The sequence below is a fragment of the Parabacteroides chongii genome (assembly GCF_029581355.1).
Lineage (GTDB): Bacteria > Bacteroidota > Bacteroidia > Bacteroidales > Tannerellaceae > Parabacteroides > Parabacteroides chongii.
This window is the reverse complement of sequence record NZ_CP120849.1, coordinates 1308449-1330684: the sequence shown is the minus strand read 5'-3', so window position 1 is coordinate 1330684 and position 22236 is coordinate 1308449. Positions and strand designations below refer to the sequence as shown.

At 46.5% G+C, this 22236-nt stretch carries 17 protein-coding genes; 6 read left to right on the top strand and 11 right to left on the bottom strand.

Going from position 1 to position 22236, the window contains the following annotated elements; genetic code table 11:
- Positions 1–7: 7 nt before the first annotated feature.
- The gene (locus tag P3L47_RS05275; protein WP_277782918.1) at positions 8–595 is read right to left on the bottom strand and encodes an HU family DNA-binding protein; all 588 of its coding nucleotides are present in this window, start codon (positions 593–595) and stop codon (positions 8–10) included.
- 596 nt (positions 596–1191) lie between these two features.
- Between P3L47_RS05275 and P3L47_RS05270 the strand changes: the two genes are divergently transcribed.
- The 4 genes from P3L47_RS05270 to P3L47_RS05255 are packed head-to-tail and all read left to right on the top strand — an operon-like array spanning position 1192 to position 7412.
- Complete coding sequence (locus P3L47_RS05270; RefSeq protein ID WP_122362153.1) at positions 1192–4434, top strand: DUF2723 domain-containing protein; 3243 nt, start codon at positions 1192–1194, stop codon at positions 4432–4434.
- A gap of 3 nt (positions 4435–4437) precedes the next feature.
- Positions 4438–5049 carry a polysaccharide deacetylase family protein gene (locus P3L47_RS05265; protein WP_122362154.1) on the top strand — a complete coding sequence of 204 codons (612 nt, stop codon included), beginning with the start codon at positions 4438–4440 and terminating at the stop codon, positions 5047–5049.
- A 30-nt stretch (positions 5050–5079) separates the two neighbouring features.
- Positions 5080–6126 (top strand): tRNA epoxyqueuosine(34) reductase QueG, encoded by a 1047-nt coding sequence (gene queG, locus P3L47_RS05260; RefSeq protein WP_277783668.1) that lies wholly within the window; start codon positions 5080–5082, stop codon positions 6124–6126.
- Positions 6123–7412 carry an alpha/beta hydrolase family protein gene (locus P3L47_RS05255; protein ID WP_277782917.1) on the top strand — a complete coding sequence of 430 codons (1290 nt, stop codon included), beginning with the start codon at positions 6123–6125 and terminating at the stop codon, positions 7410–7412. Before queG ends, P3L47_RS05255 begins: the two co-directional genes overlap by 4 nt.
- A gap of 27 nt (positions 7413–7439) precedes the next feature.
- On the opposite strand, the gene P3L47_RS05250 is transcribed toward P3L47_RS05255, so the two are convergent.
- The 10 genes from P3L47_RS05250 to P3L47_RS05205 all read right to left on the bottom strand — a co-directional run bounded on the left by P3L47_RS05250 (position 7440) and on the right by P3L47_RS05205 (position 19241).
- Entirely contained in the window at positions 7440–7889 is a 450-nt protein-coding gene (locus P3L47_RS05250; protein ID WP_122362158.1) for a YqaA family protein, read from the bottom strand.
- Positions 7874–8884 carry a hypothetical protein gene (locus P3L47_RS05245; RefSeq protein ID WP_277782916.1) on the bottom strand — a complete coding sequence of 337 codons (1011 nt, stop codon included), beginning with the start codon at positions 8882–8884 and terminating at the stop codon, positions 7874–7876. The genes P3L47_RS05250 and P3L47_RS05245 overlap by 16 nt, the downstream gene beginning before the upstream one ends.
- A gap of 99 nt (positions 8885–8983) precedes the next feature.
- Positions 8984–10252: a phosphoribosylamine--glycine ligase gene (purD, locus tag P3L47_RS05240; protein WP_277782915.1), complete on the bottom strand. Its 1269-nt coding sequence runs from the start codon at positions 10250–10252 to the stop codon at positions 8984–8986.
- 119 nt (positions 10253–10371) lie between these two features.
- A complete protein-coding gene (locus tag P3L47_RS05235; RefSeq protein ID WP_277782914.1) occupies positions 10372–12573 on the bottom strand; it encodes a S9 family peptidase in 2202 nt (733 codons plus the stop codon).
- Positions 12557–14128 (bottom strand): THUMP domain-containing class I SAM-dependent RNA methyltransferase, encoded by a 1572-nt coding sequence (locus P3L47_RS05230; protein ID WP_277782913.1) that lies wholly within the window; start codon positions 14126–14128, stop codon positions 12557–12559. The genes P3L47_RS05235 and P3L47_RS05230 overlap by 17 nt, the downstream gene beginning before the upstream one ends.
- 24 nt (positions 14129–14152) lie before the next feature.
- Positions 14153–15052: a serine O-acetyltransferase gene (locus P3L47_RS05225; protein WP_122362162.1), complete on the bottom strand. Its 900-nt coding sequence runs from the start codon at positions 15050–15052 to the stop codon at positions 14153–14155.
- Between the two features lie 59 nt (positions 15053–15111).
- Complete coding sequence (locus P3L47_RS05220; protein WP_122362163.1) at positions 15112–15549, bottom strand: hypothetical protein; 438 nt, start codon at positions 15547–15549, stop codon at positions 15112–15114.
- 13 nt (positions 15550–15562) lie between these two features.
- A complete protein-coding gene (locus P3L47_RS05215) occupies positions 15563–16045 on the bottom strand; it encodes a pyridoxamine 5'-phosphate oxidase family protein (protein WP_122362164.1) in 483 nt (160 codons plus the stop codon).
- 55 nt (positions 16046–16100) lie between these two features.
- Entirely contained in the window at positions 16101–17738 is a 1638-nt protein-coding gene (locus P3L47_RS05210) for a TlpA family protein disulfide reductase (protein WP_277782912.1), read from the bottom strand.
- A gap of 141 nt (positions 17739–17879) precedes the next feature.
- Positions 17880–19241, bottom strand: a complete 1362-nt coding sequence (locus P3L47_RS05205; RefSeq protein ID WP_277782911.1) for a phosphatase PAP2 family protein — start codon at positions 19239–19241, stop codon at positions 17880–17882.
- A gap of 274 nt (positions 19242–19515) precedes the next feature.
- Here P3L47_RS05205 and P3L47_RS05200 point away from each other — a divergent pair, with 274 nt between their 5' ends.
- Positions 19516–20241: a succinate dehydrogenase/fumarate reductase cytochrome b subunit gene (locus P3L47_RS05200; protein WP_277782910.1), complete on the top strand. Its 726-nt coding sequence runs from the start codon at positions 19516–19518 to the stop codon at positions 20239–20241.
- 31 nt (positions 20242–20272) lie between these two features.
- Entirely contained in the window at positions 20273–22216 is a 1944-nt protein-coding gene (locus P3L47_RS05195) for a fumarate reductase/succinate dehydrogenase flavoprotein subunit (RefSeq protein WP_075559508.1), read from the top strand.
- The last annotated feature ends 20 nt before the right edge of the window (positions 22217–22236 follow it).

Below are 22236 nucleotides of genomic sequence, written 5' to 3'. Positions count from 1 at the left end.
AATTATTTTATTCATTATTAATCGGTAATACATACATGACATGCGTTCCGCCTCCTATTTTAGAAAGAACACCTTTTTCGACAAATAGTTTTATATCGGCAGTGGCACGATAACGTGAACAGCCGTTCAATTCTGCATAGTCGAGTGTTGAAATCCGCTTGTTTCGTTGCAGGAAATCCAGCATCTTCTTTTTCCGTTCGTCGAGTGTCAGCTTAGCCGGAGTTTTAACATGTTCGAGTTCTGCATTTCTTAATCCTTCTTTCAGCTTTTCCGAGCAACGGAAATTTACTCCGTCCACCATAACCGTCATTTTCTTTCCGTCGGCCGACGGCTGGGTACGGAGTGAAGGTGAGAAATACCCCAGTTCCTCCAGTTCCACATGCTGCCCGCTTTTTAGGCATAGGGTGATGGCCCATGCAAAAGAGTCGAGCACCGCTTTTACGTCTGCCGAGGAGATTGTAGACCGAGAGCAGATTATTTTGCATAGATAGTCCATTTTTGCTGTACCGTCGGATACTGCCCGTGCATGACTTAATTTCTTCCCTGGCCGATTCTTCGGCTGCGGTGTCTCATGCACTTTGAATTTTATTCCCATTCTTATTCTTGTTTTATACTAATGTGTCTGTAAAAACAATGTGATGTCACTCTGGTTGCCTGCCGACATAATTGCTTGTCGACAATTGTGGGCAAGCCTGTCGATAATTATGAACAAGCCTGTCGACAATTGTGAGCAGGCCTGTCGATAATTATCGGCAACCAAAAAGGATAGAGACAAATATACAACACAATGCAGGGAATTGTTCTCCACGTAGGGATAATTATTGAATATTTATCATTCCCATTCGGTAAAAATGCGATTTAGTCTAACTATGTTTCGGCATTAATCTATTCTTCCACACTCGAAAATTTTGCATCCTTACTTTTAATCATAACTTACAAACGGGAGAAAACGAGTGTGTTTGTAAGTTACGCTTGATGAAATGGCGGTTTTTGCTATCTGACATTCCTGTCATACAAATGTCATCTTCAGTCACTTAAAAATCAGACTTTTTTTAATATAATTCTAATCTCTTCAATACAATTTATGAGGTATTAAGGCGTTGGTATTAAACGTAAATGCTTACCTTTGCGGCCGACTGTCCGTGTGAGGATAGCTTATTTTGACAATTAATTATCACACTTTATACAAACATGAGAAAGTATAAACTAATCAACAACGTGTTGGGGTGGGTTGTTTTTCTGATCGCCTCTACCGTTTATTTGATGACTATGGAACCCACTGCCAGCTTTTGGGATTGTGGTGAGTTCATTTCTTCAGCTTTTAAACTGGAAGTAGGGCACCCGCCCGGAGCACCGTTCTTTATGTTGACGGCTAACCTGTTCACGCAACTTGCCTCGGATACATCCATGGTGGCTAAAATGGTGAATTCGATGTCGGCACTGTTTAGCGGGCTGACCATTTTATTCCTGTTTTGGAGTATTACGCACCTGGCACGTAAGATCATGGTGAACGATGAGAACGAAATCTCATTAGGCAAAATGATTACGATCATGGGTAGCGGTCTGGTAGGTGCTTTGGCTTATACCTTTAGCGATACATTTTGGTTCAGTGCGGTAGAAGGTGAAGTATATGCTTACTCTTCTCTGTTCACGGCATTGGTTTTCTGGCTGATTCTTAAATGGGAAGAGGCGGCAGACCGTCCGCATGCCGACCGTTGGATCGTGCTGATCGCTTACCTGATGGGGTTGAGTATCGGTGTCCACCTGTTGAACTTGCTTTGTATCCCGGCTATCGTGCTGGTTTATTATTATAAGAAATTCCCGAATCCTACGATGAAAGGGACCATCTATGCGTTGCTGGTTTCTTTTGCGATCGTCGGATTGATGATGTATGGTGTCGTTCAGGGACTGGTCGAGGTTTGCGGTTATTTCGAACTCTTGTTCGTGAATGTACTGGGTATGCCTTACAACTCGGGTGTCTTTGCTTATGTGATCGCATTGGCCGGCGTATTGATTTGGGCTATTTGGGAAACGATGCGCGATGAGATAAATCCGGTGCGCATGAAGATCGCTTTTATCGTATCGATCGTGCTGGTAGGTGTTCCGTTCATCGGTAGCGGTTATGTGATCGCTGTGATCCTGACGGCTGCACTGACAGCTTACCTGTTCATGAGCAAAAAGGTGAATATCAAATTGCTTAACACGGTTTTGGTTTGTCTGATGGTGATCGTTGTCGGTTATTCATCTTATGCACTGACGATGATCCGTGCAACGGCGGATACTCCGATGAACCAAAATGCACCGAGCGATATCTTCACATTGCGTTCTTATTTGGCACGCGAACAGTACGGTAAGACACCGCTGATCTACGGACAGACATTTGCTTCGGAGGTAAAACGTGAGAACCAGGGAGGAAACTGTGCACCTGTCACTAAGGAAGGTGAAGCTGTATGGAGCCGTGTGATCAAGAAAGATCCGAATGAAAAGGATAAATATTTCGTTTCCCGTCATGATGTCGATTATGAATATGTGGATGAGCTGAATATGCTTTTCCCGCGTATGTACAGTAATGTCGATGCCCATGTGGGAGCTTATAAGGAATGGTCGCAGTTTAAGGGAGAACCTGTGAAGTTCAACCGTTGTGGTGAGAATGTGACGGTGATGAAACCGACGTTTGCCGAAAATCTGCGTTATTTCTTCGCTTATCAGCTGAACTTCATGTACTGGCGTTACTTTATGTGGAACTTCTCCGGACGTCAGAACGATATCCAGGGAAATGGTGAGGTGATGAACGGTAACTGGATCACCGGTATCAAGGCGATCGACGAGGTGCTTGTCGGTCCGCAGGATAACATGCCGTCCGATATCGCGAACAATAAAGGACATAATGTCTATTATATGCTGCCGCTTCTGCTCGGTATCTTGGGACTGTTGTATCAGGCTTATTCCGGCCAGCGTGGTATCCAGAGTTTTTGGATCACTTTCTTCCTGTTCTTTATGACTGGTATCGCTATCGTGCTTTATTTGAATCAGACACCGTACCAGCCGCGTGAACGAGACTATGCGTATGCAGGCTCCTTCTATGCGTTCTGTATCTGGATCGGATTCGGTGTCGCGGCGCTTGCCAAACTGATCGAGAAGTATGGAAAGTTACCTGCTGTAGCTGCCGGTTCCATCGCTACCGTATTATGCCTGTTCGTTCCTATTCAGATGGCAGGACAAAACTGGGACGACCACGACCGTTCAGGACGTTATGTTTGCCGTGATTTCGGTGCTAACTATTTGGAATCCTGTGAACCGAATGCAGTAATCTTTACCAATGGCGATAACGATACATTCCCGTTGTGGTATGCGCAGGAAGTGGAAGGTATCCGTACTGATGTCCGTGTATGTAACACCAGCTATCTGCAGACAGACTGGTATATCGACCAGATGAAGAAGCAGGCTTACGAATCGGCACCGCTGCCTATTTCGTGGGATCGTGCGGATTATATACAGGGTACACGCGATGCAGCCTATATCGTTCCGATGATGGATAAGCCTATCGACCTGAACACCGGTTTGAATTTCGTACGCAGCAATGACCCGAAATTCAAGAAGATACCGGGATTCAACCAGGAACTCGATTATATTCCTTCAGAGACATTGATCTATAAAGTCGATTCGGCTACAGCTATGGCGAAGGGTCTTGCCGACTCTACCGACATGCTGAAAGAAATGACTATCAACCTGAAAGGTAAGACTGCACTGGGTAAACAAGAGTTGATCATCCTGGATATGTTGCAGACCAACAACTGGGAACGTCCTATTTACTATGCGATTACTGTAAATCCTGATCAGTTTGTCGGTCTGGACGGCTATTTCGAACAGACAGGTCTGGCATATCAGATCGTTCCGAAGCAGGCGAACAAAGGCACCAACACAGAGAAGATGTACGATAACGTGATGAACAAATTCAAGTGGGGTGGCGTGGATAAACCTGGTATTTACCTGGATGAGAATGTGATGCGTATGTGTAAGAGCTACCGTATGGCGTTGTTCAATAAACTGGCTGAAGACTTGCTGAAAGAAGGTAAGAATGAGAAAGCATTGAACGTGTTGAACAAGAGTATGGAAGTATTGCCACCGGAAAACGTTCCGTTGGATTACACGGCACTTTCTACGGGTGAGCTTTATTATGCACTCGACCAGGATGAAAAGGCTGAAGAGGTATTTACCGGAATTGCAGAGAATGCTATGCGTAATATCGACTGGTTCTTCCGTCTGAAACCGTCTCAGCTGGCTTCTGTGACAAGAGAGTTGGAACATAACCTGGCCGTCATGCAGCAAGTGCTGGCCGTCAGCAAACATTATAACCCCGAATTTGCTAAGAAGTATCAGGAAGAGTTTGACAACTACCGGATGGCTTACGGTTCGGTTCGCGGAAATAAGTAACATATGTTTATAGAACAACCGCCCTGGTTCTACAGGGTCCTGTTCCCAGGGGTAATCTGGCGGATACCGGCCAAGGAGAAGTGTGTATATCTCACCTTCGACGACGGCCCTATTCCCGAGGTTACCCCTTGGGTTTTGGATATACTCGACAAATATGGTGTGAAGGCGACCTTCTTCTGTGTAGGAGATAATGTCCGCAAACATCCTGAAGTTTATCAGATGGTGCTCGATCGCGGACACCGGGTAGGCAATCACACTTTCCATCATATTCAGGGGCTTCAATATTGGACGAAGAACTACCTGGATGATATCGAGCAGGCTGCCGGATATATCCACAGCGACCTGTATAGACCACCGCACGGACATATGCGTTTCCCGCAGGTAGTGGCCCTCAGAAGGAAATACAAGATTATCATGTGGGATGTGGTGACCCGCGATTACAGTCCGCATATGACTCCGAACGGTGTTTTCAATGTGGTGAAAAATTATACCCGCAACGGCTCTGTTATCGTCTTCCATGACTCTCTCAAAGCCGAGATGAACATGCGTGAAGCCATGCCTCGTGCCATTGAATGGTTGCAGCAGGAAGGGTATACGTTTAAGGTGTTTGAATAATGTGTCAATGGGGTAATGTGCCAATATGCAATGAACCTGTCTGCCCATATAAAGAACAAAGCAAAAGAATTAGGCTTCGATGCCTGCGGAATAGCTGAAGTGGCACCCGCAGACACCGAAGCTTTGTTTTTTGACCGTTGGATAGCAGAAGGATGTCATGCTGGGATGAAATATATGGAGAACTACCGGGATATCCGTCTGAACCCTGCCGGCTTGGTCGAAGGTGCCCGTTCGGTTATCTCTGTTGCCCTTAATTATTATCCGGCACAGAAGCAATCTCCCGATGCCCCCCGCATCTCTTACTATGCTTATGGCAAGGATTACCACCTCGTCCTGAAAGACAAGCTCCGTCAACTCTGGCAATACATCACGGAAGAGCTTCTTCCAACCTTCCCTCAGGCACTCGATTCTTTCGGACAACAGGTAGTGACTGGGAGTCACTTTTCCCCTCTTGAGAGGGGACAGGAGGGAGGTAATCCATCTGCTCCGGAAAACCTTGAAGCTCGGGTTTTTACCGACTCCGCACCTCTTCTCGAACGTTATTGGGCCTGGAAAGCCGGCCTCGGCTGGATCGGCAAGAATACCAACCTTATCATCCCCGGTAAAGGCTCTTTCTTTTTCCTCGGTGAGATTGTCACTACGCTGGAACTCGACTACGACAGCCCCCAGGAGAACCGTTGCGGCAATTGCCGTCGTTGTCTCGATACCTGTCCGACAGGGGCTTTGGAGTCCGCCAGGCATTTGAATGCAAACAAATGTATCTCTTACCTCACTATCGAGCATAAAGAAGATATCCCTTCCGAGCTTGCCTCCCGCCTGGGCAACCGCCTCTACGGCTGCGACACCTGTCAGGAGGTCTGCCCCTGGAACCGCTTTGCTGTTCCTACCCGTGAAGAGACTTTTATCCCCTCACCCGCCTTCCTTTCCTTTAAAAAAGAAGACCTGGCGGACTTTACCCGTGAAGATTATAATCGTATCTTTGCCAAGTCAGCTGTCAAACGGGCAAAATATGAAGGCTTGATCCGGACGATCGCTAACAAACGAAAAATTATAAACAACAAGAAAGATAAACCATGAGAAGGACATTCAATCTTCTGCTCCTCTCTTTTCTTTGTACCCTGGTTGCCTTTGCCGCACCGGGAGATTTGAAAGAGAAGCTTGCCTCCCTGAAGGGAATCAGTACTATCGAACAACTCGAATCGGATGTCTATCCGGAAAAGTACCTGGTACGTATCACCCAACCTATCGACCCGAAGCATCCGGAAGTGGGAACTTTTACCCAGCGTGTCGTTATCGGACATGTCGGCTTCGACCGTCCGACCGTTATCGTAACAGAAGGTTATGGTGGCGCTTACGCCCTGAATCCCAAATATCAGGAAGAACTGACGAAGTTGCTGAATGCGAACCTGATCTTTGTGGAATACCGTTATTTTCTGGAATCCACTCCCGAACCCTGCAACTGGGATTATCTGACTGCCGAGAACTCCGCTTATGACCTGCATAACGTCAACCAGACATTCAAGCAGCTTTATACCGGTAAATGGATCAGTACCGGTATCAGCAAGGGCGGACAGACTACCATGCTTTACTGTGCTTTTTTTCCGGACGATGTCGATATTTCAGTACCGTATGTAGGTCCGCTGTGTAAGGGAGTGGAAGATGGTCGGCACGAACTGTTCCTCCGTAAGGTAGGTACGAAAAAAGAGCGTAAGAAGATAGAAGGCTTTCAGTTGGAAGTACTGAAACGTAAAGCTGATATGCTCCCTTTGCTCGAATCGTTCTCTAAAGAGAAAGGCTTGGAATACCGTATTCCGATGGCCGAGGTGCTGGATTATTGCGTATTGGAATATCCTTTCGCCCTGTGGCAGTGGGGAACATCTGTTTCCGTTATCCCTTCTCTACATGCTGAAACGAAAGTTCTATTCGATCATCTGATGGATATCAGCAGTCCTGATTATTTTGCCGAAAACCAGCCGAATATCTCATTCTTTGTACAGGCAGCCCGTGAATTGGGTTACTATGGCTACGACACAAAGCCCTTTAAAAAGTATCTGACTATAGAAAGCAGTAAAGGATACTTAAACCGTATCATGCTTCCGAAAGAATTGGTAGACAAGGTGGAATTTCGTCCGGCTCTTTATCATAAGATATATAACTTCCTGAAGGATAATGACCCGAAGATGATCTTCATCTATGGCGAGATCGATCCGTGGACAGCGGCACATGCTCCGGTTTTCAAAGGAAAGAAAAACGAACAAGTCTATTTCCAACCTCGTGGCAGTCACCGTTCGCGTATCGGCAATATGCCTGAAGACATCAAGGAAAAGATTCTGACGCAACTGAACCAGTGGCTGGCAGAGTAATTTTAGATTAGGGATACAGGGAACTCTTTACAGCATTCCCTGTACCTTGTAGACAAACTCCATCCACACCCAATAGCGGATGGCCTTGCCCAGGAACATCGAAATGGCAACGATCCAGATATTGGCGCGGAGGAAGCCCAATGCTACCGCTATGAAGTCACCGATACCGGGGAGGAAGACGAAGAAGCCCATCCATGATCCTTTTCCTGCGATCCAGTCCTGTACCTTTTGGAGCTTTTTGGCATCCAGTTTGAGGTATTTTTCGATCCATTCCACTTTCCCCAACATACCAAGCCAGTAACAGCTCATGCCACCCAGGAAGTTCCCCAGTGTGGCGGCAATCATGCAAGGCCAATAGGCTGAACCGGCTAGCAGTACGCCTGTCAGTACGACTTCGCTGCTGAAAGGCAGAATGGTTGCAGCAAGGAAAGAGGCAATAAACACCCCGATGTATCCATATTCTATAAGAAATTCCATATACGTAAGAATAAGAGGGCAAAATAAAGCACGATGGTCGAATAGAATGTCCAGAAGATGATCCTGCCGCGCATAACGGTGAAGAAATGGGCGATCAGTATCGAAGCCGGGACACAGGCTGTTTCAAGAAACTCTTCCGAAGCCTGTTCGTAAATGAAATAGAGCGCAAACGCCCATACGGACAGGACGATAAGGAAGGATAAGAATTGGCGTGTACGTAAAACATCCTCATATTCGTGCGTAATGATATTGATGGCGGAAACCGCCGTTAAAAGAGCCACGGCAGCAATCGCTATCCAGTCGAGCAGTCCGATTCCGGTAGCAATCAGGAAACGTATTTTGAACAATCCTGCGAACGGAACGGTGAATGGCGTGAAATCGCGAAACCAGACACACCAGCCCAGCAGGAACCAGTAAACAGTGCCTACACCCAATAAGGATGCGATAAATGTCCGGATATTCAGGGTCCTGAAATTATACATCCCTATCCAGAAGATCGGAATGAACCAAAGGATATGTACCCATAACAAACTACCTATCCCGATCAGCAAGGCGGCATTATAGGCGTTGCTTTTGGCATAGGGATCATGGTAGGATGTGAATAGCTGGTAAATAGCCAGGATCAGGCAGAATACGCCGAGTGAGGTGGACTTCAACGGTAGGAAGTCCGGATTGGTACTAATGAACAGTACATAAAACAGAAAAGGAAGCAGCGTCTTTTCGCGGATCAGCACCAGGATATAGTTGGCCCGGTGGAGCAGGAGAGCTCCCCCGAACATCAACAGCATACCTATGGTATACGTAAAAGCCTTGCCAGGCAGAACCTGGCAGATGGCGTTCCACAGGGGAGGGGCTGTCACCTCTCCGTATACCGGATAACCGATCGAATTGAAGTAGCTTACGACCCAGCAGGCAATACAAGCTATCAGCACGACCACAAAAGTGCCTGTGCCGGAAATACTGTGCCTGCGGGAGTAACTGTATGTATTGTTCATTCTTACTGATTCTGAAGGCTGTAAGCCTGATCACAAATCTAGCCCAAGGTTAAACCTTGGGCTAGATTTGGCTCGTCCTTACAGGACTCTTGATTGTTTTTACAAATCGAACCCGATATCGCTCCGGAAATATTTCTTGTCGAATAAGATCTTCTTCGCACCGGCAAAAGAGCGGGCCAGAGCTTCTTCTTTGTTGGCTCCGTAAGAGCTGACGGCAATGACGCGTCCGCCATTAGTCAGGATGCGACCGCTGGCTGCAACGGTACCGGCGTGGAAAAGGATATTGTCGGATGGCACGTCATCCAGTCCGTAGATTATTTTGCCTTTTTCATACGCTTCGGGATATCCGCCGCTTACCAGCATAACTGTAACGGCTGCACGCGGGTCGTGAACCAGGGTGCGGCTGTCAAGGTTGCCTTCGGCTATACCTTCCAGCAGGTCTACCAGGTCGCTTTGGATACGGAGCATGACTACTTCTGTTTCCGGGTCGCCCATGCGGCAGTTGTATTCGATCACCTTCGGATCGTTCTCGTTGATCAGGCCGAGGAAGATGAAACCTTTATAGTCGATACCTTCCGCTTTCAGTCCTTCGATGGTCGGACGGATGATTTGTTCATCCACCTTTGCCATATAGGCTTCATCGGCAAACGGGACGGGAGAAACGGCACCCATACCACCTGTGTTGAGACCTGTGTTGCCTTCGCCGATACGTTTATAGTCTTTGGCTACCGGGAGCACTTTGTAGTTTGTCCCGTCGGTCATGACGAATACAGAGCATTCGATACCTGTCATGAACTCTTCGATAAGGACTGTCTTGCTGGCGTCGCCGAACATTCCGTTCAGCATATCGCCCAATTCCTTTTTCGCTTCTTCCAGTGTATCGAGGATCAGCACGCCTTTACCCGCCGCCAGACCGTCGGCTTTCAGCACGTAAGGAGCTTTTAGCGATTCAAGGAAAGCATATCCTTCTTCCAGGTTTTCAGCAGAAATACTTTTATAGCGGGCAGTCGGGATGTTGTGGCGCATCATAAATGCTTTGGCGAAGTCCTTGCTGCCTTCCAGCTGTGCACCTTCTTTCGACGGACCTATCACAGGAATACCTGCCAGTGAAGCATCGTTCTTGAAGAAGTCGTAAACACCTTTTACCAGTGGGTCTTCCGGACCTACAACTACCATGTTGACGTTGTTGGCCAATACGAATTCTTTGATGGTCTGGAAATCGTCTGCCTTGATATTAACATTGGTTCCTACCTGGGCTGTGCCTGCGTTACCGGGGGCAATAAATAACTTGTCCGTTTTCGGACTTTGGGCGATTTTCCAGGCTATTGCGTGTTCGCGGCCGCCGGAGCCTAATAACAGAATGTTCATATTTTATAGTTGTTTTTTAGTTGACAATTTATGTATTTAGTTGACAGTTGACAGTTGACAGTTGACAGTTTTGATACAATAAGCATTTTAACTGTCAACTGTCACTTGTCAACTGTCAACTATTTTAAGTAGTCGTCAAAGTACCGTGTAATCTTTTCATACAGATGCGGACGGTCTTTGCCGATCACGTTGTGCTGATGGCGTGGATAGACGAAATAATCCGGATATGTATCAGCCTCCACACAGGCTTTCAGAAAGCCCAAACTGTGCTGCCATACGACCACAGGGTCGATGTCGCCATGAATCATCAGGAGATGTCCTTTCAGATTGCCGGCTTTTAGCTTCATGTTGGCATTCTTATATCCTTCAGGGTTATCCTGCGGACGGTCCATATACCGTTCTCCGTACATGATCTCGTAATTGCTCCAGTCGATTACCGGACCGCCGGCTACGCCAACCTTGAATATTTCCGGATAGGAGAGCATCAGATTGGTAGTCATGAAACCGCCGTAGCTCCAGCCATGTACGCCGATGCGATCGGCATCCACGTAAGGAAGCGATTTGAGGAAGTCTGCCCCTTTGACCTGGTCCGCCATCTCGTTGACACCCAGGTTGCGGTGGATAACGCTTTCAAATTCAAATCCGCGGTTGGCCGATCCCCGGCTGTCTACCGTCAGCATGACGTATCCGCGTTGCGCCATATAGATATCCCATCCCCGTCCGCCGTTCATAAAGTCGCCGGTAATCAATTGGGCATGCGGACCTCCGTACACATAGATAATGGCGGGGTATTTCTTGCTTTCATCCAATCCGACCGGCTTGACCAGGCGGTAGTTGAGATCCGTTACACCGTCGGCAGCTTTGATTGTACCGACTTCTATCTCGGGTAGGGCATAGCCTTCGTACGGGTTTTTCGCTGTCAGCAGGGTTTCTACTGTTTTCCTATTTTTCGTCTGTACGATCTCTATCTTTCGGGGAATATCGGGAGCGGAATAATTGTCGATGGCATATTTCCCGTCCGGGCTGATCGAGAGGTTGTGTACCCCCTGTAAGCCTGTGCCTCCGGATATCAGATGAGTCTCTCCTTTCTTCATATCCAATCGCCAGCCGTTGATGTTTAGCGGTGTCCCGTAACTAAATGAACTCAGCGGATGCGGTTGTGTGGACGTGATGAACAGGTTTTCACCTTTCGGGTCGAAGCCCAAAACATTCATTACGATCCAGTCTCCTTTGGTCAGCTGTTTGAGCAGCTTACCACTGGTGTCATACAGATAGAGGTGGTTGTAGCCGTCGCGCTGACTTTGCCAGATAAACTTCTCCGGATCATTCGGGAGAAAGAGAACCGGGTGTTGCGGCTCTACGTACCGATCGTTCTTTTCAGTAAACAGATCGGCTTCCTTTTCACCGGTCAGGGCGGAATAACGGACCAGGTGCATTTCGTTCTGGTCGCGGTTCAGCTCGGCAATGTAGATGCTTTTTTCGTCCGGGCTCCAAGCTATGTTTGTCAGATACTTCTCTTTAGGTGTTCCGGTTTGCAGCCAGACTGTTTCTCCGTTTGACAGGTTATAGACGCCGATCGTTACTTCATGGCTTTTCATGCCTGCCATCGGATACTTTTGCGGTTCTGCTTTGGCACAACGCGCATCGATATTCACGATCGGATAATCGGTAACCATGCTTTCGTCCATCCGGTAAAAAGCCAGGGCAGAACCTTTCGGTGACCAGAACAGACCTTTGTTGATCCCAAATTCCCGCTGGTGAACAGCCTGTCCGCAGACAACACCGTCCATTGTTTCACGTGTAACAATGCGGGTCTGGTTGTCAGGTGAAAGGATTTTGATATTGTTTCCGTCCGTAAATGCCAGGTAACTGTTTGCCGGACAGAACTCATAGTTGCTGCCCGCTTTATCCAGCTGATAATCGGCGACAACTTTCCGTTCCTGCATATCGTAATGAATACGATGCTGTTTATGGGTAAAAGCCAATATCTGTTGTCCTTTGTAAGGCACAGAGAATACCGGCATACGGGCAACTGAATCGAGTCCGGCAGCCTGCAGCGCCTGGTTCAGTCCGGAACGGCTGACGCGTATTTCCGGATAATGCTTCGGCTTGGCACCTATTACGATGTTTTTTTCAACATATATATACATGTCGCCGGCCCATTGCAATCCCGATCGGTTCTCTGGAACAAAACGACTGTATGTTTTTCCTCCCGGGATCAGGTCGTGTAAGGTAAACTGTTTGTCTTGCGCCATCATTTTTAAAGGAGTAGATAAAGCGAACACACAAAGAACCAGGAAAATCTTAATCTTCAAATTCATCTTTATCTCTTTTAAACGGTTTCTTGAATGGGCGACCTTCTCCGCGTTTTCTGTCTCCGAAACTCTTTCTGTTGCCAGAGCGGCGGTCGTCTTCATCCCGGTAGCGCATCTTAACCGGACGTTTCTCGCCTGGTTTGCTGAACGATTGACGATCACCGCCGAATTGTTTGCGGGCAGGACGTCCGTCTCCGCGTTCATCACCAAAGAATCGTTTTCCCGGTATTGCTGCGATACGTTCGTCTTCATTATCGCTATGGGCAGCAGCGAAACGACGTTCCGGACGGTCTAAACGATCCATTTTGAAGTTCGGACGACCGGCAGGACGAGTGTCATATTTCTTTTCCGGAAATGTCGGCCTGGATTGCGGAGTTGTTGTTTCTGCAGTACCCTCTTCGTTTAGGGCTTTTTTGTAATCTTTGTTTTTACCTTCAAATATTTCGTAGCGACGGTATTCGCAGTCGAGCGAGCCGTTGATCAGCTTCATTCGTTCGCTCGGGCGTAGACCTATTTTGTCGAAACACTCGTCTTTATAGCTGAGTATCCATACGTTATAGCCAGTGAATACATGCTTGATACGTTCGCCGATCATGTTATACAGTCCCAACAGGTCGCGTGTGGAAATACGTTCTCCATAAGGTGGGTTGGTAACCATGATACCTGGTTGCGGGGCTTCCGAATATTGCTGGAAAGGCAATACTTTCAGGTCGATGTATTTAGCAAGTCCGGCACTGCGGATATTCTTTTGGGCAATCTCGATGGCTGCCGGGTTGATATCCGATCCGTAGCATTTGAAAGTGAACTCGCGTTCATTGCTTTCATCGTTATAGATACGGTCGAACAGCTCCTGGTCGAAGTCGATCCATTTCTCGAAAGCGAACTCTTTGCGGTGGATACCCGGAGCGATGTTCAGGGCGATCATGGCGGCTTCTATCAGCAATGTACCGGAGCCGCACATCGGGTCGATGAAGTTCGACTCGCCTTTCCAGCCTGTCTTCAGGATCATACCGGCAGCCAGTACTTCGTTCAGTGGGGCTTCCGTCTGTTCCACACGGTAGCCGCGTTTGTGGAGGCTCTCACCCGAACTGTCGATAGACAGGGTACAATCGTTGTGGGAGATATGTATATTGATATATAAATCAGGATTATTTACACGTACGGACGGACGTTTGTTGTGCTTCTCCATGAAGTAGTCGACAATCGCATCTTTTGTACGGTAAGCCACGAATTTGGAGTGATTGAAATCTTCCGAATAGATCACGGAGTCGATCGCGAAGGTCTTATCCAGTGACATGTAGTTTTCCCATGCGACCTTTTTCACTTCCTTATAAACCGTGTCGGCATCTTTTGCTTTAAAATGATAGATAGGTTTCAGGATGCGTAAGGCGGTGCGGCAGCAGAAGTTCGCTCTGTAGAGGACTTCTTTATCTCCTGTGAAGGATACCATTCGACGGCCAATCTCTATGTCGTTGGCACCTACAGCTAATAACTCACCGGCCAGTATTTCTTCTAACCCGTACAGGGTTTTGGCCACCATTTCAAATGTCTCGTTGTTCATTTGTGTGCGTTGTAAGAAAAGATATTATTTAGTTACTTTATTTTGTGTTATGACAGCACCGGAAGGAATATCTCCGGTGATCCATACGTTACCACAGACCGTTGCTCCTTTGCCGATCCGTATCCTGCCCAGCAAAGTGGCATTGGAATAGACGGTTACGTCGTCTTCCAGAATCGGATGTCGGGCTACACCGCGGATAGCATTCCCGTTTTCGTCAGGCGGCAATTTCTCTCCGGCAAGGCTGACGCCCTGGAAGATACGTACGCGGTTCCCGATGATACTGGTTTCGCCTATCACGGTTCCTGTTCCGTGGTCGATAGAGAAATAGTGCCCGATCTCAGCTCCCGGATGGATGTCGATACCTGTCTCGGAATGAGCCATTTCGGTGATCATACGGGGGATGAAAGGGACATGGAGCTTATAGAGCTGGTGTGCGATACGGTAGTTGCAGATGGCACGGAACCCGGGATAGCAGAATATCACTTCACTGATGTTTTGTGCGGCGGGGTCGCCGTTGTAGGCGGCTTCGGCATCGGTTGCGAGCAGGCTTCGCATCTCCGGGAGGGTTGCGATGAATGCTTCGGTAAGTGCTTCTGCGCGGGCTTGTATTTTTTCTTCCGGGCAGGAAGTACAGCTGGTATCGGCCAGGCAAAGTCCGGCATAGATTTGCCGGCAGAGTAAGGTATGCAGGGTTTCTACGTTCACTCCGGTATGGAAGCGGATCGTTTGTTTGCTGATCCGCGCATTCCCGTAGTAACCCGGAAACAGGATTGCGCGGCACAGGTCTATGATGTCCTTCAGTACTTCTCCCGAAGGTAATGCCTCTTCGTCACGGTATGCATGGAACAGTTGTTTGTATGAGCTCTCGTCCGAAAGCTTCTCTACTGTTTCATTCAGTACCTTGCTATGCTTTTGCAATCCCATTATTTTGAAAGTCTTATTTTGGGCAAAAGTACATTAAATATCTGATATATGCGTACTTTTTAATAGTTTAAAACAACTTGGAAATACTGCGTCGGCGGACGTTGGTCGACAATGAAATCTCCGAATTTAACCGTAATCATAATACCTCCGGGGTAATATTCGTAACCATATATTTCATTATACTGGTTGCCGTCTTTATCCTGTCGTTGTTCCGTATGTTCCAAAGGAGTAAGGGCTTCTATATTGGTATCAAAGTCCAGGAACATTCTAACCTGAACTTTTCCTCCGTCATAGACATCTTTATCCAGGTTATTAATATTATATTCATAGAAGTAAAAGGGAACGCCTTCCGCATTCTCTCCTAATTCCCATTGACTGCTGTTCACTTTTATTGGATCGCTCACATGCCACCAAATGCCTTCTCCGTCTTTTCCTGCGGGGCCTTCACAAGAAGCGAACAGGAATACCATTAAAAATATTGCTAACAGATTCTTCATAAATTCTATTTTGTTATGCTTTGTATTTATCGTGTGGAGCCCCGAACTCTTTACATGTTACTTCATCGAGGTCAACCAGCCATATTTTTACATTCTTTACTGCCGGATCTGAATAACGGAATTCTTTGTCCGAGTATTGCTTCATAATGATATTCAACGCTTCTGTTTTCTTGTCAAAATCCTCTTCGAACCGTACTTTCCCCCAGCCTATGACACTTTTGGAGCGCATGCGGTAACTGCAGGCAACTTCGGGATGCTGGAATACCAGGTCGTGGTCGGTGCTGAAGGTGACGCACACCTTCGGATTCCGTTCCAGGATAGAGATACTTCTGCCTTCCTGCGCTGAATGTAAATAAATAACACCATTCTGATAGCCAAAGTTCATAGGAATGACGTAAGGGGTACCATCCGTATCTGCCAGTCCGACATAGCAGACATCACAGCTACGGATGATCTCCTCGATATGTTCTTTCTCTGTGTGTACCAGTGTTTTCATTACTTTTTTAATTATACTTTTGCAAACATAGCTAAAAAAGTTCAATTCTACTGGCTTAACGGTTGACTAATTCGCTTAATTTCTTTTGAGCCTCTTTCTTGTTCGTGTAGATGAATTGGTCTTTGATCTCTCCTTTTTCATCGATGATCAGATAATAAGGAACACCTTGCAGTTTGAAGCGATTCCACAAATAGCCCCATTGTTCGGCACCCAGCCGGTAATGTTCGCCTGCAATGTCGGGGATCAGCGTTTTCCATAATTCAAGTGGTGAAGTCTCGTTGGTCAGATAGACGAATGCGACGTTTGGAAAATCTTTCTTCAAAGGTTCGTACTCTTTGATCGTTTGTCGGCAGCCGCCACACCAGGTAGCCCACATATCGATTAGTTGTATTTTCCCTTTATTCTTTTCGATGATGGCATTCAACACCTGATCGGCTGCGCAATCGGGATTTTCACGTAAGATGAAGCCGGCTTTGGGCTGGGTTTTCTTTTTGGGTTTCATGCTATCGTTGGCATCGTTCAGTAAGGCGATACATAGTGGGTTGGTGAGAGACTGTTTGTAATATGCTTCATATTCAGGGGTTAACGGTTTGAAATCCATGAAGAGGAAACGGGCAAACCGGATGTCGGCGAGTTCCATGATCATCGGATGTTCCTCTCCGGTCAATAATGGGAGCTGTTTTTTTAGTTCTGCCAGGTCCTTTTCCCGTTTCTTTTGGTAAATATACTGGTATTTCATGCTGATAGCCATTACTTCGTTTACTTTAGGGTAATTGTCAGTAGTATATTTTTTAGCGAGAAAGTCTTTGATCATCTCTTTTTCTTCCTGGCTCATCGGAGCATTTGCCAGTATGTATTTATTATACTCATCTTCATCTACATATGTGTCGTAATAACCTGGGAAAGGAATAGCCGAACTGAAGTTATAGCATAACAAGGCATCCGGCTCATTCAAAGGTATCTCTTTCAAAAAGTCGAAATAATTGTCGGGTAAGCGGAAGTCTTTGTATAATCCGAATGCTTCCATACGTTGCAGACTGTCTTTTTGCATGCGGGAATAAATAATTGCATATTTGCAGCTGCATAAATTATCGAGACACTCGAAGGCATTGGTCAGTTCCATCAGCTTTTTAGCCTCCGGGCATATATCCGGAAGGCTGTTGTTTTCTGTGTTTATTTTATTCAGGTCTTGCAGGCATTTCCCTTTGTATTGGTCGGGAGTGAGGTCGCAGGTGGTTGGAACGAACATGTTTACTGCCAGGCGTTTCAGTTTGAAATTGAAACTATTGTTGATCTCTGCGTATGGTCCGGAAATATGGATAGGCATTTTTGACCCTTTTTCGTTTGCTTCGATAGAAAGGTGATATTCCTGATTATCGGGCGACATCAGCAGGTACAGATAGTCTTTTCCTATTTTAACCCTTACCTGAGTCGTGTATTTTAGTACGACGGACTGACGGAAATGACCGGAACTGTCCGGCTGTATGAAAATAGGATCTGTCCGCATCATTATCAGGTTGGGAGCAGCGCAGCGGATGTCCAGGTTCTGATCGGGATTGAAATTCTTTATATCCCCTGTCAGGATGGCTGTTCCCGGCTGATATTCGGCGGCGGGTAGCTGGGCTCTGACTGATTGGAGTAAACCTGCTAATACTAAAAACAGGGTACATTTCATTAATACATTTGCTTTCATGGCATTCACTTTTTATATTGATAAAGCAAACATACGAAATGTTCGTAACATAAAATACGAATAAGTCGTAAAACTTTATGTAATTTCGTATTTATTAGTATTTCATCTTTTTATTCCTTAATAATGTTACTTTGGGATGAATTACCAGAACAAGGCAGTCACTGTTGCCCCGATCGTGAAATAGTGCATTTTGTGTTTACTTAAATGGGATTCGCCATAGATCGGCTTTTCGTCGGCGAGGCTGGTCAATAACTGGTAGGGAGCTTTCAGAAAAGTATAATCGTAATCCACGAACATACGGATCCCGAGGTTGCGATTCACGATTCCGATAGCTGAAAGGCCGGTACGCAGGATATAGTTACTGCTATTTCCGCCTTTCATGAATACTACATTGTTGAGGGTTGTGTAGGGAGCCTTTTTTTCAACGAAATCCATTTCCACTTCATTTTTCACCAGATGGGAATAGCCTGCCTGAAACTTTGTTCCCAAAAGCAGTTTGCCGGCTACCGGTAAGGAAAAGTAAGGTCCTGTCGTGAAAGAAAAGATACCGGTAGGGTCTGCATGGACACGTGCAATATCATATTTGGCTGAAGGGGTTGTTCCGGTGTATAACGACATGTCAAAAGCCATCGGGCTTGCCAGTGCCGTAATTTCACCTCCCACACCGAAATAGGGATTGAAGAAATAACCGCCTTTCACACTCATATTGGTTGCTCCCGGCGAACTCAACCGTATGTTCTTGCCGATCTCGATGCTCCCGTTAATGATGCTGTATCCGACGGAGAACTCAAGAAAAGACGGTCTCCCTCCTTTGGGGGCAGATTCCCGTAGCTTATTCGGGAGGTTCAGCCCCTTATCCTTGAAAATAAGGTCGGCAAGGAAATAGCCCAGTTCGGCGGACAGGACACCGATACCTGCTCCTGCCAGTACATCACTCAACCAATGCCGGTTGTTCAGTTGACGGCTGAAAGCGGTGGCAGTCGCGACCGTGTATCCGCCTATACTATATAAAGGACTGCGTGTCAGCCCATACTCCCGGTGCATGATCGTAGCCGCCATGAAAGCGGTGGCCGTATGTCCCGAAGGAAATGAGTTGTTTTTCGAGCCGTCCGGCCGTTCCCGTTTGATCGTGTATTTCATGCTGTTGACAGCCGTTGCCATGATACCGGCGGCTAATATATCCGACACAAGCAGGCGAGGCCATGAGCTGCGACTTTCCACACCTCCCAGTTTCAACCCGATTACGGCTGCCAGCGGGGCATATTGCAGGAAGTCGTCATATCTGTAATGGAAATTGGGAACATGTGTGTTACGCAGTGTCCGGAACTTATCTCCCTGGTCATAAGTGATGGCCGATATGGCGAAAAGAGGTACCGGGACGCACAGCATTCGGTATACTTTATTCTCTGATATTTTGTTGTAAGCGGTTTCAAACTCATTCTCCGAATTTATGAATATCAAACTGTCTTTCTGCAGGGCGTGAACAGCTGATGTTATAAGCATTATCAATAAGATGCTTAGTGTTTTACGTTGTAACATGCAATCTTCTAATTATTTTACGAAGATATGAAAAAGCAGGTGCGCACAGATTACATTTTAGTTAAATTCTGTCTTGATTAAATGCCGTGTTTTACTACTCCCGATATGTATGGCTTGAATTGGCGAAATATTTCTTTAATCGTTTGCGTGATACGTGTATTTAGCATACCTTTGCGTGACAATTAAGCTAGTTGAAACGAATCTTTAAAAACAATTAAATAACTTAAATTATTATCTTATGTGGTTACTTAATTCTTCTATCGGGAAAAAGCTGATAATGAGTATTACAGGGCTTTTTCTTGTTTTGTTCTTATTGTTCCACTTGTCAATGAATGTGGCGGCTGCTTTCTCGGGAGAAGCCTATAACATGATTTGCTCATTGTTGGGAGCTAATTGGTATGCCGTTGCAGCAACATTGGTGTTGGCAGCAGGCGTTGTGATTCACTTTGTGTATGCAGTTCTTCTTACACTCCAGAACCGTAAGGCTCGCGGTAACGACCGTTATGCAATCAACGCTCGTCCGAAAGGGGTAGAATGGGCATCTCAGAACATGCTGGTACTGGGTATTATTATTGTCCTGTTCCTGGTGTTGCACTTCAGCCAGTTCTGGTATAAGATGATGTTCGCTGAACTTCTGGGCAATCACACAGTAACTCTTTGCGATGGAACGACTACCGTATCTCCTCAGGACGGTGCAGCGTTTATCAACTACTACTTCCAGGATAATATCCTGAACACAGTTCTTTACCTGGTATGGTATGTAGCTTTGTGGTTCCACCTGACTCACGGATTCTGGAGCGCTATCCAGACAATCGGTTGGAACAACACAATCTGGATGAACCGTTGGATCTGCATTTCAAAGATCGTAGCAACTGCTATTTGCGTGATCTTTGCTATTATTACTATCGTATTCTACCTGAATGGTGTAGGCGGTGATTATGTAGCTGTTTGTGCAGGACATTAATTTAAGGTGTAACAATTGAAAATAAATCATTATGACTCAGATAGATTCTAAAATCCCTCAGGGCCCGTTGGCTGAGAAGTGGAAAAATTATAAAGATCATCAGAAACTGGTGAATCCCGCAAACAAACGTCGCCTGGACGTAATTGTAGTTGGTACTGGTCTGGCCGGTGCTTCTGCTGCTGCCTCTCTGGCTGAAATGGGATTCAATGTATTGAATTTCTGTATCCAGGATTCTCCCCGTCGTGCACACTCTATCGCTGCACAGGGTGGTATCAATGCTGCAAAGAATTATCAGAATGATGGTGACTCGGTTTACCGTCTGTTCTACGATACAATTAAAGGTGGTGACTACCGTGCCCGCGAAGCAAACGTTTATCGTCTGGCTGAAGTGTCAAATTCTATTATCGACCAGTGCGTGGCACAGGGTGTTCCTTTCGCTCGCGAATACGGTGGTCTGCTGGATAACCGTTCATTCGGTGGTGCTCAGGTATCCCGTACGTTCTATGCCCGCGGTCAGACCGGACAGCAGTTGTTATTGGGTGCTTACTCTGCTTTGAGCCGTATGATCGGTTTGAACAAAGTAAAGATGTACACTCGTCACGAAATGCTGGACGTTGTTAAGGTGGATGGCCGTGCTCGCGGTATCATTGCCCGTAACCTGATCACCGGTAAGATCGAACGTTTCTCTGCTCACGCCGTAGTGGTTGCAACAGGTGGTTATGTAAATACATTCTTCCTGTCTACCAACGCAATGGCTTCCAACGGTTCTGCTGCATGGCAGTGCTACAAGAAAGGTGCTTATTTCGCTAACCCTTGTATGGTGCAGATCCACCCAACTTGTGTACCGGTGAAAGGTGACTATCAGTCTAAGTTGACTTTGATGTCTGAATCATTGCGTAACGACGGTCGTATATGGGTTCCGAAGAAACTGGAAGATGCAAAAGCATTACAGGCCGGAACTAAGAAAGGTAAAGATATTCCTGAAGCAGACCGCGACTACTATCTGGAACGCCGTTATCCGGCATTCGGTAACCTGGTTCCGCGTGACGTGGCTTCACGTGCTGCTAAAGAACGTTGTGACGCCGGTTTCGGTGTGAACAACACAGGTTTGGCCGTATTCCTTGATTTCTCCGACGCTATCAACCGTCTGGGTAAGGATGTTGTGAAAGCTAAATATGGTAACTTGTTCGACATGTACGAAGAAATTACCAACGACGATCCATATGAAACTCCGATGATGATTTATCCTGCATTGCACTACTCGATGGGTGGTCTGTGGGTTGACTATGAATTGATGACTTCTATTCCGGGTCTGTTCGCTATCGGTGAAGCTAACTTCTCTGACCACGGAGCTAACCGTCTGGGTGCTTCTGCGTTGATGCAGGGATTGGCCGATGGCTACTTTGTATTGCCTTATACAATCCAAAACTATCTGTCAGATCAGATCCAGGTTCCGCGTTTCAGCACCGACCTGCCTGAGTTTGCAGAAGCTGAAAAGGGAATCAAAGACCGTATCAAGAAATTGATGAGTATAAAGGGTAAAGAGTCGGTAGATTCTATCCATAAGAAATTGGGTCATATTATGTGGGAACACGTAGGTATGGCACGTGATGCAAAAGGTTTGCAGGAAGCGATCCAGATGTTGAAAGACCTGAAGAAAGAGTTTTGGAGTAATGTATATATCCCGGGAGAAGCCGATAATCTGAACGTAGAGTTGGATAAAGCATTGCGTTTGGCTGACTTTATTGAGATTGGTACATTGATGGCACACGATGCGTTGGATCGTGCCGAATCTTGTGGAGGACACTTCCGTACAGAGCATCAGACCGAGGAAGGCGAAGCCCTGCGTCATGACGATAAGTTCATGTACGTATCTTGTTGGGAATACCAGGGTGAAGACAAAGACCCGGTTATGCTGAAGGAAGATTTGAACTATCAGTTCGTTGTTCCTCAAACACGTAACTACAAGAAGTAATAATCATCAATCACAAAAAT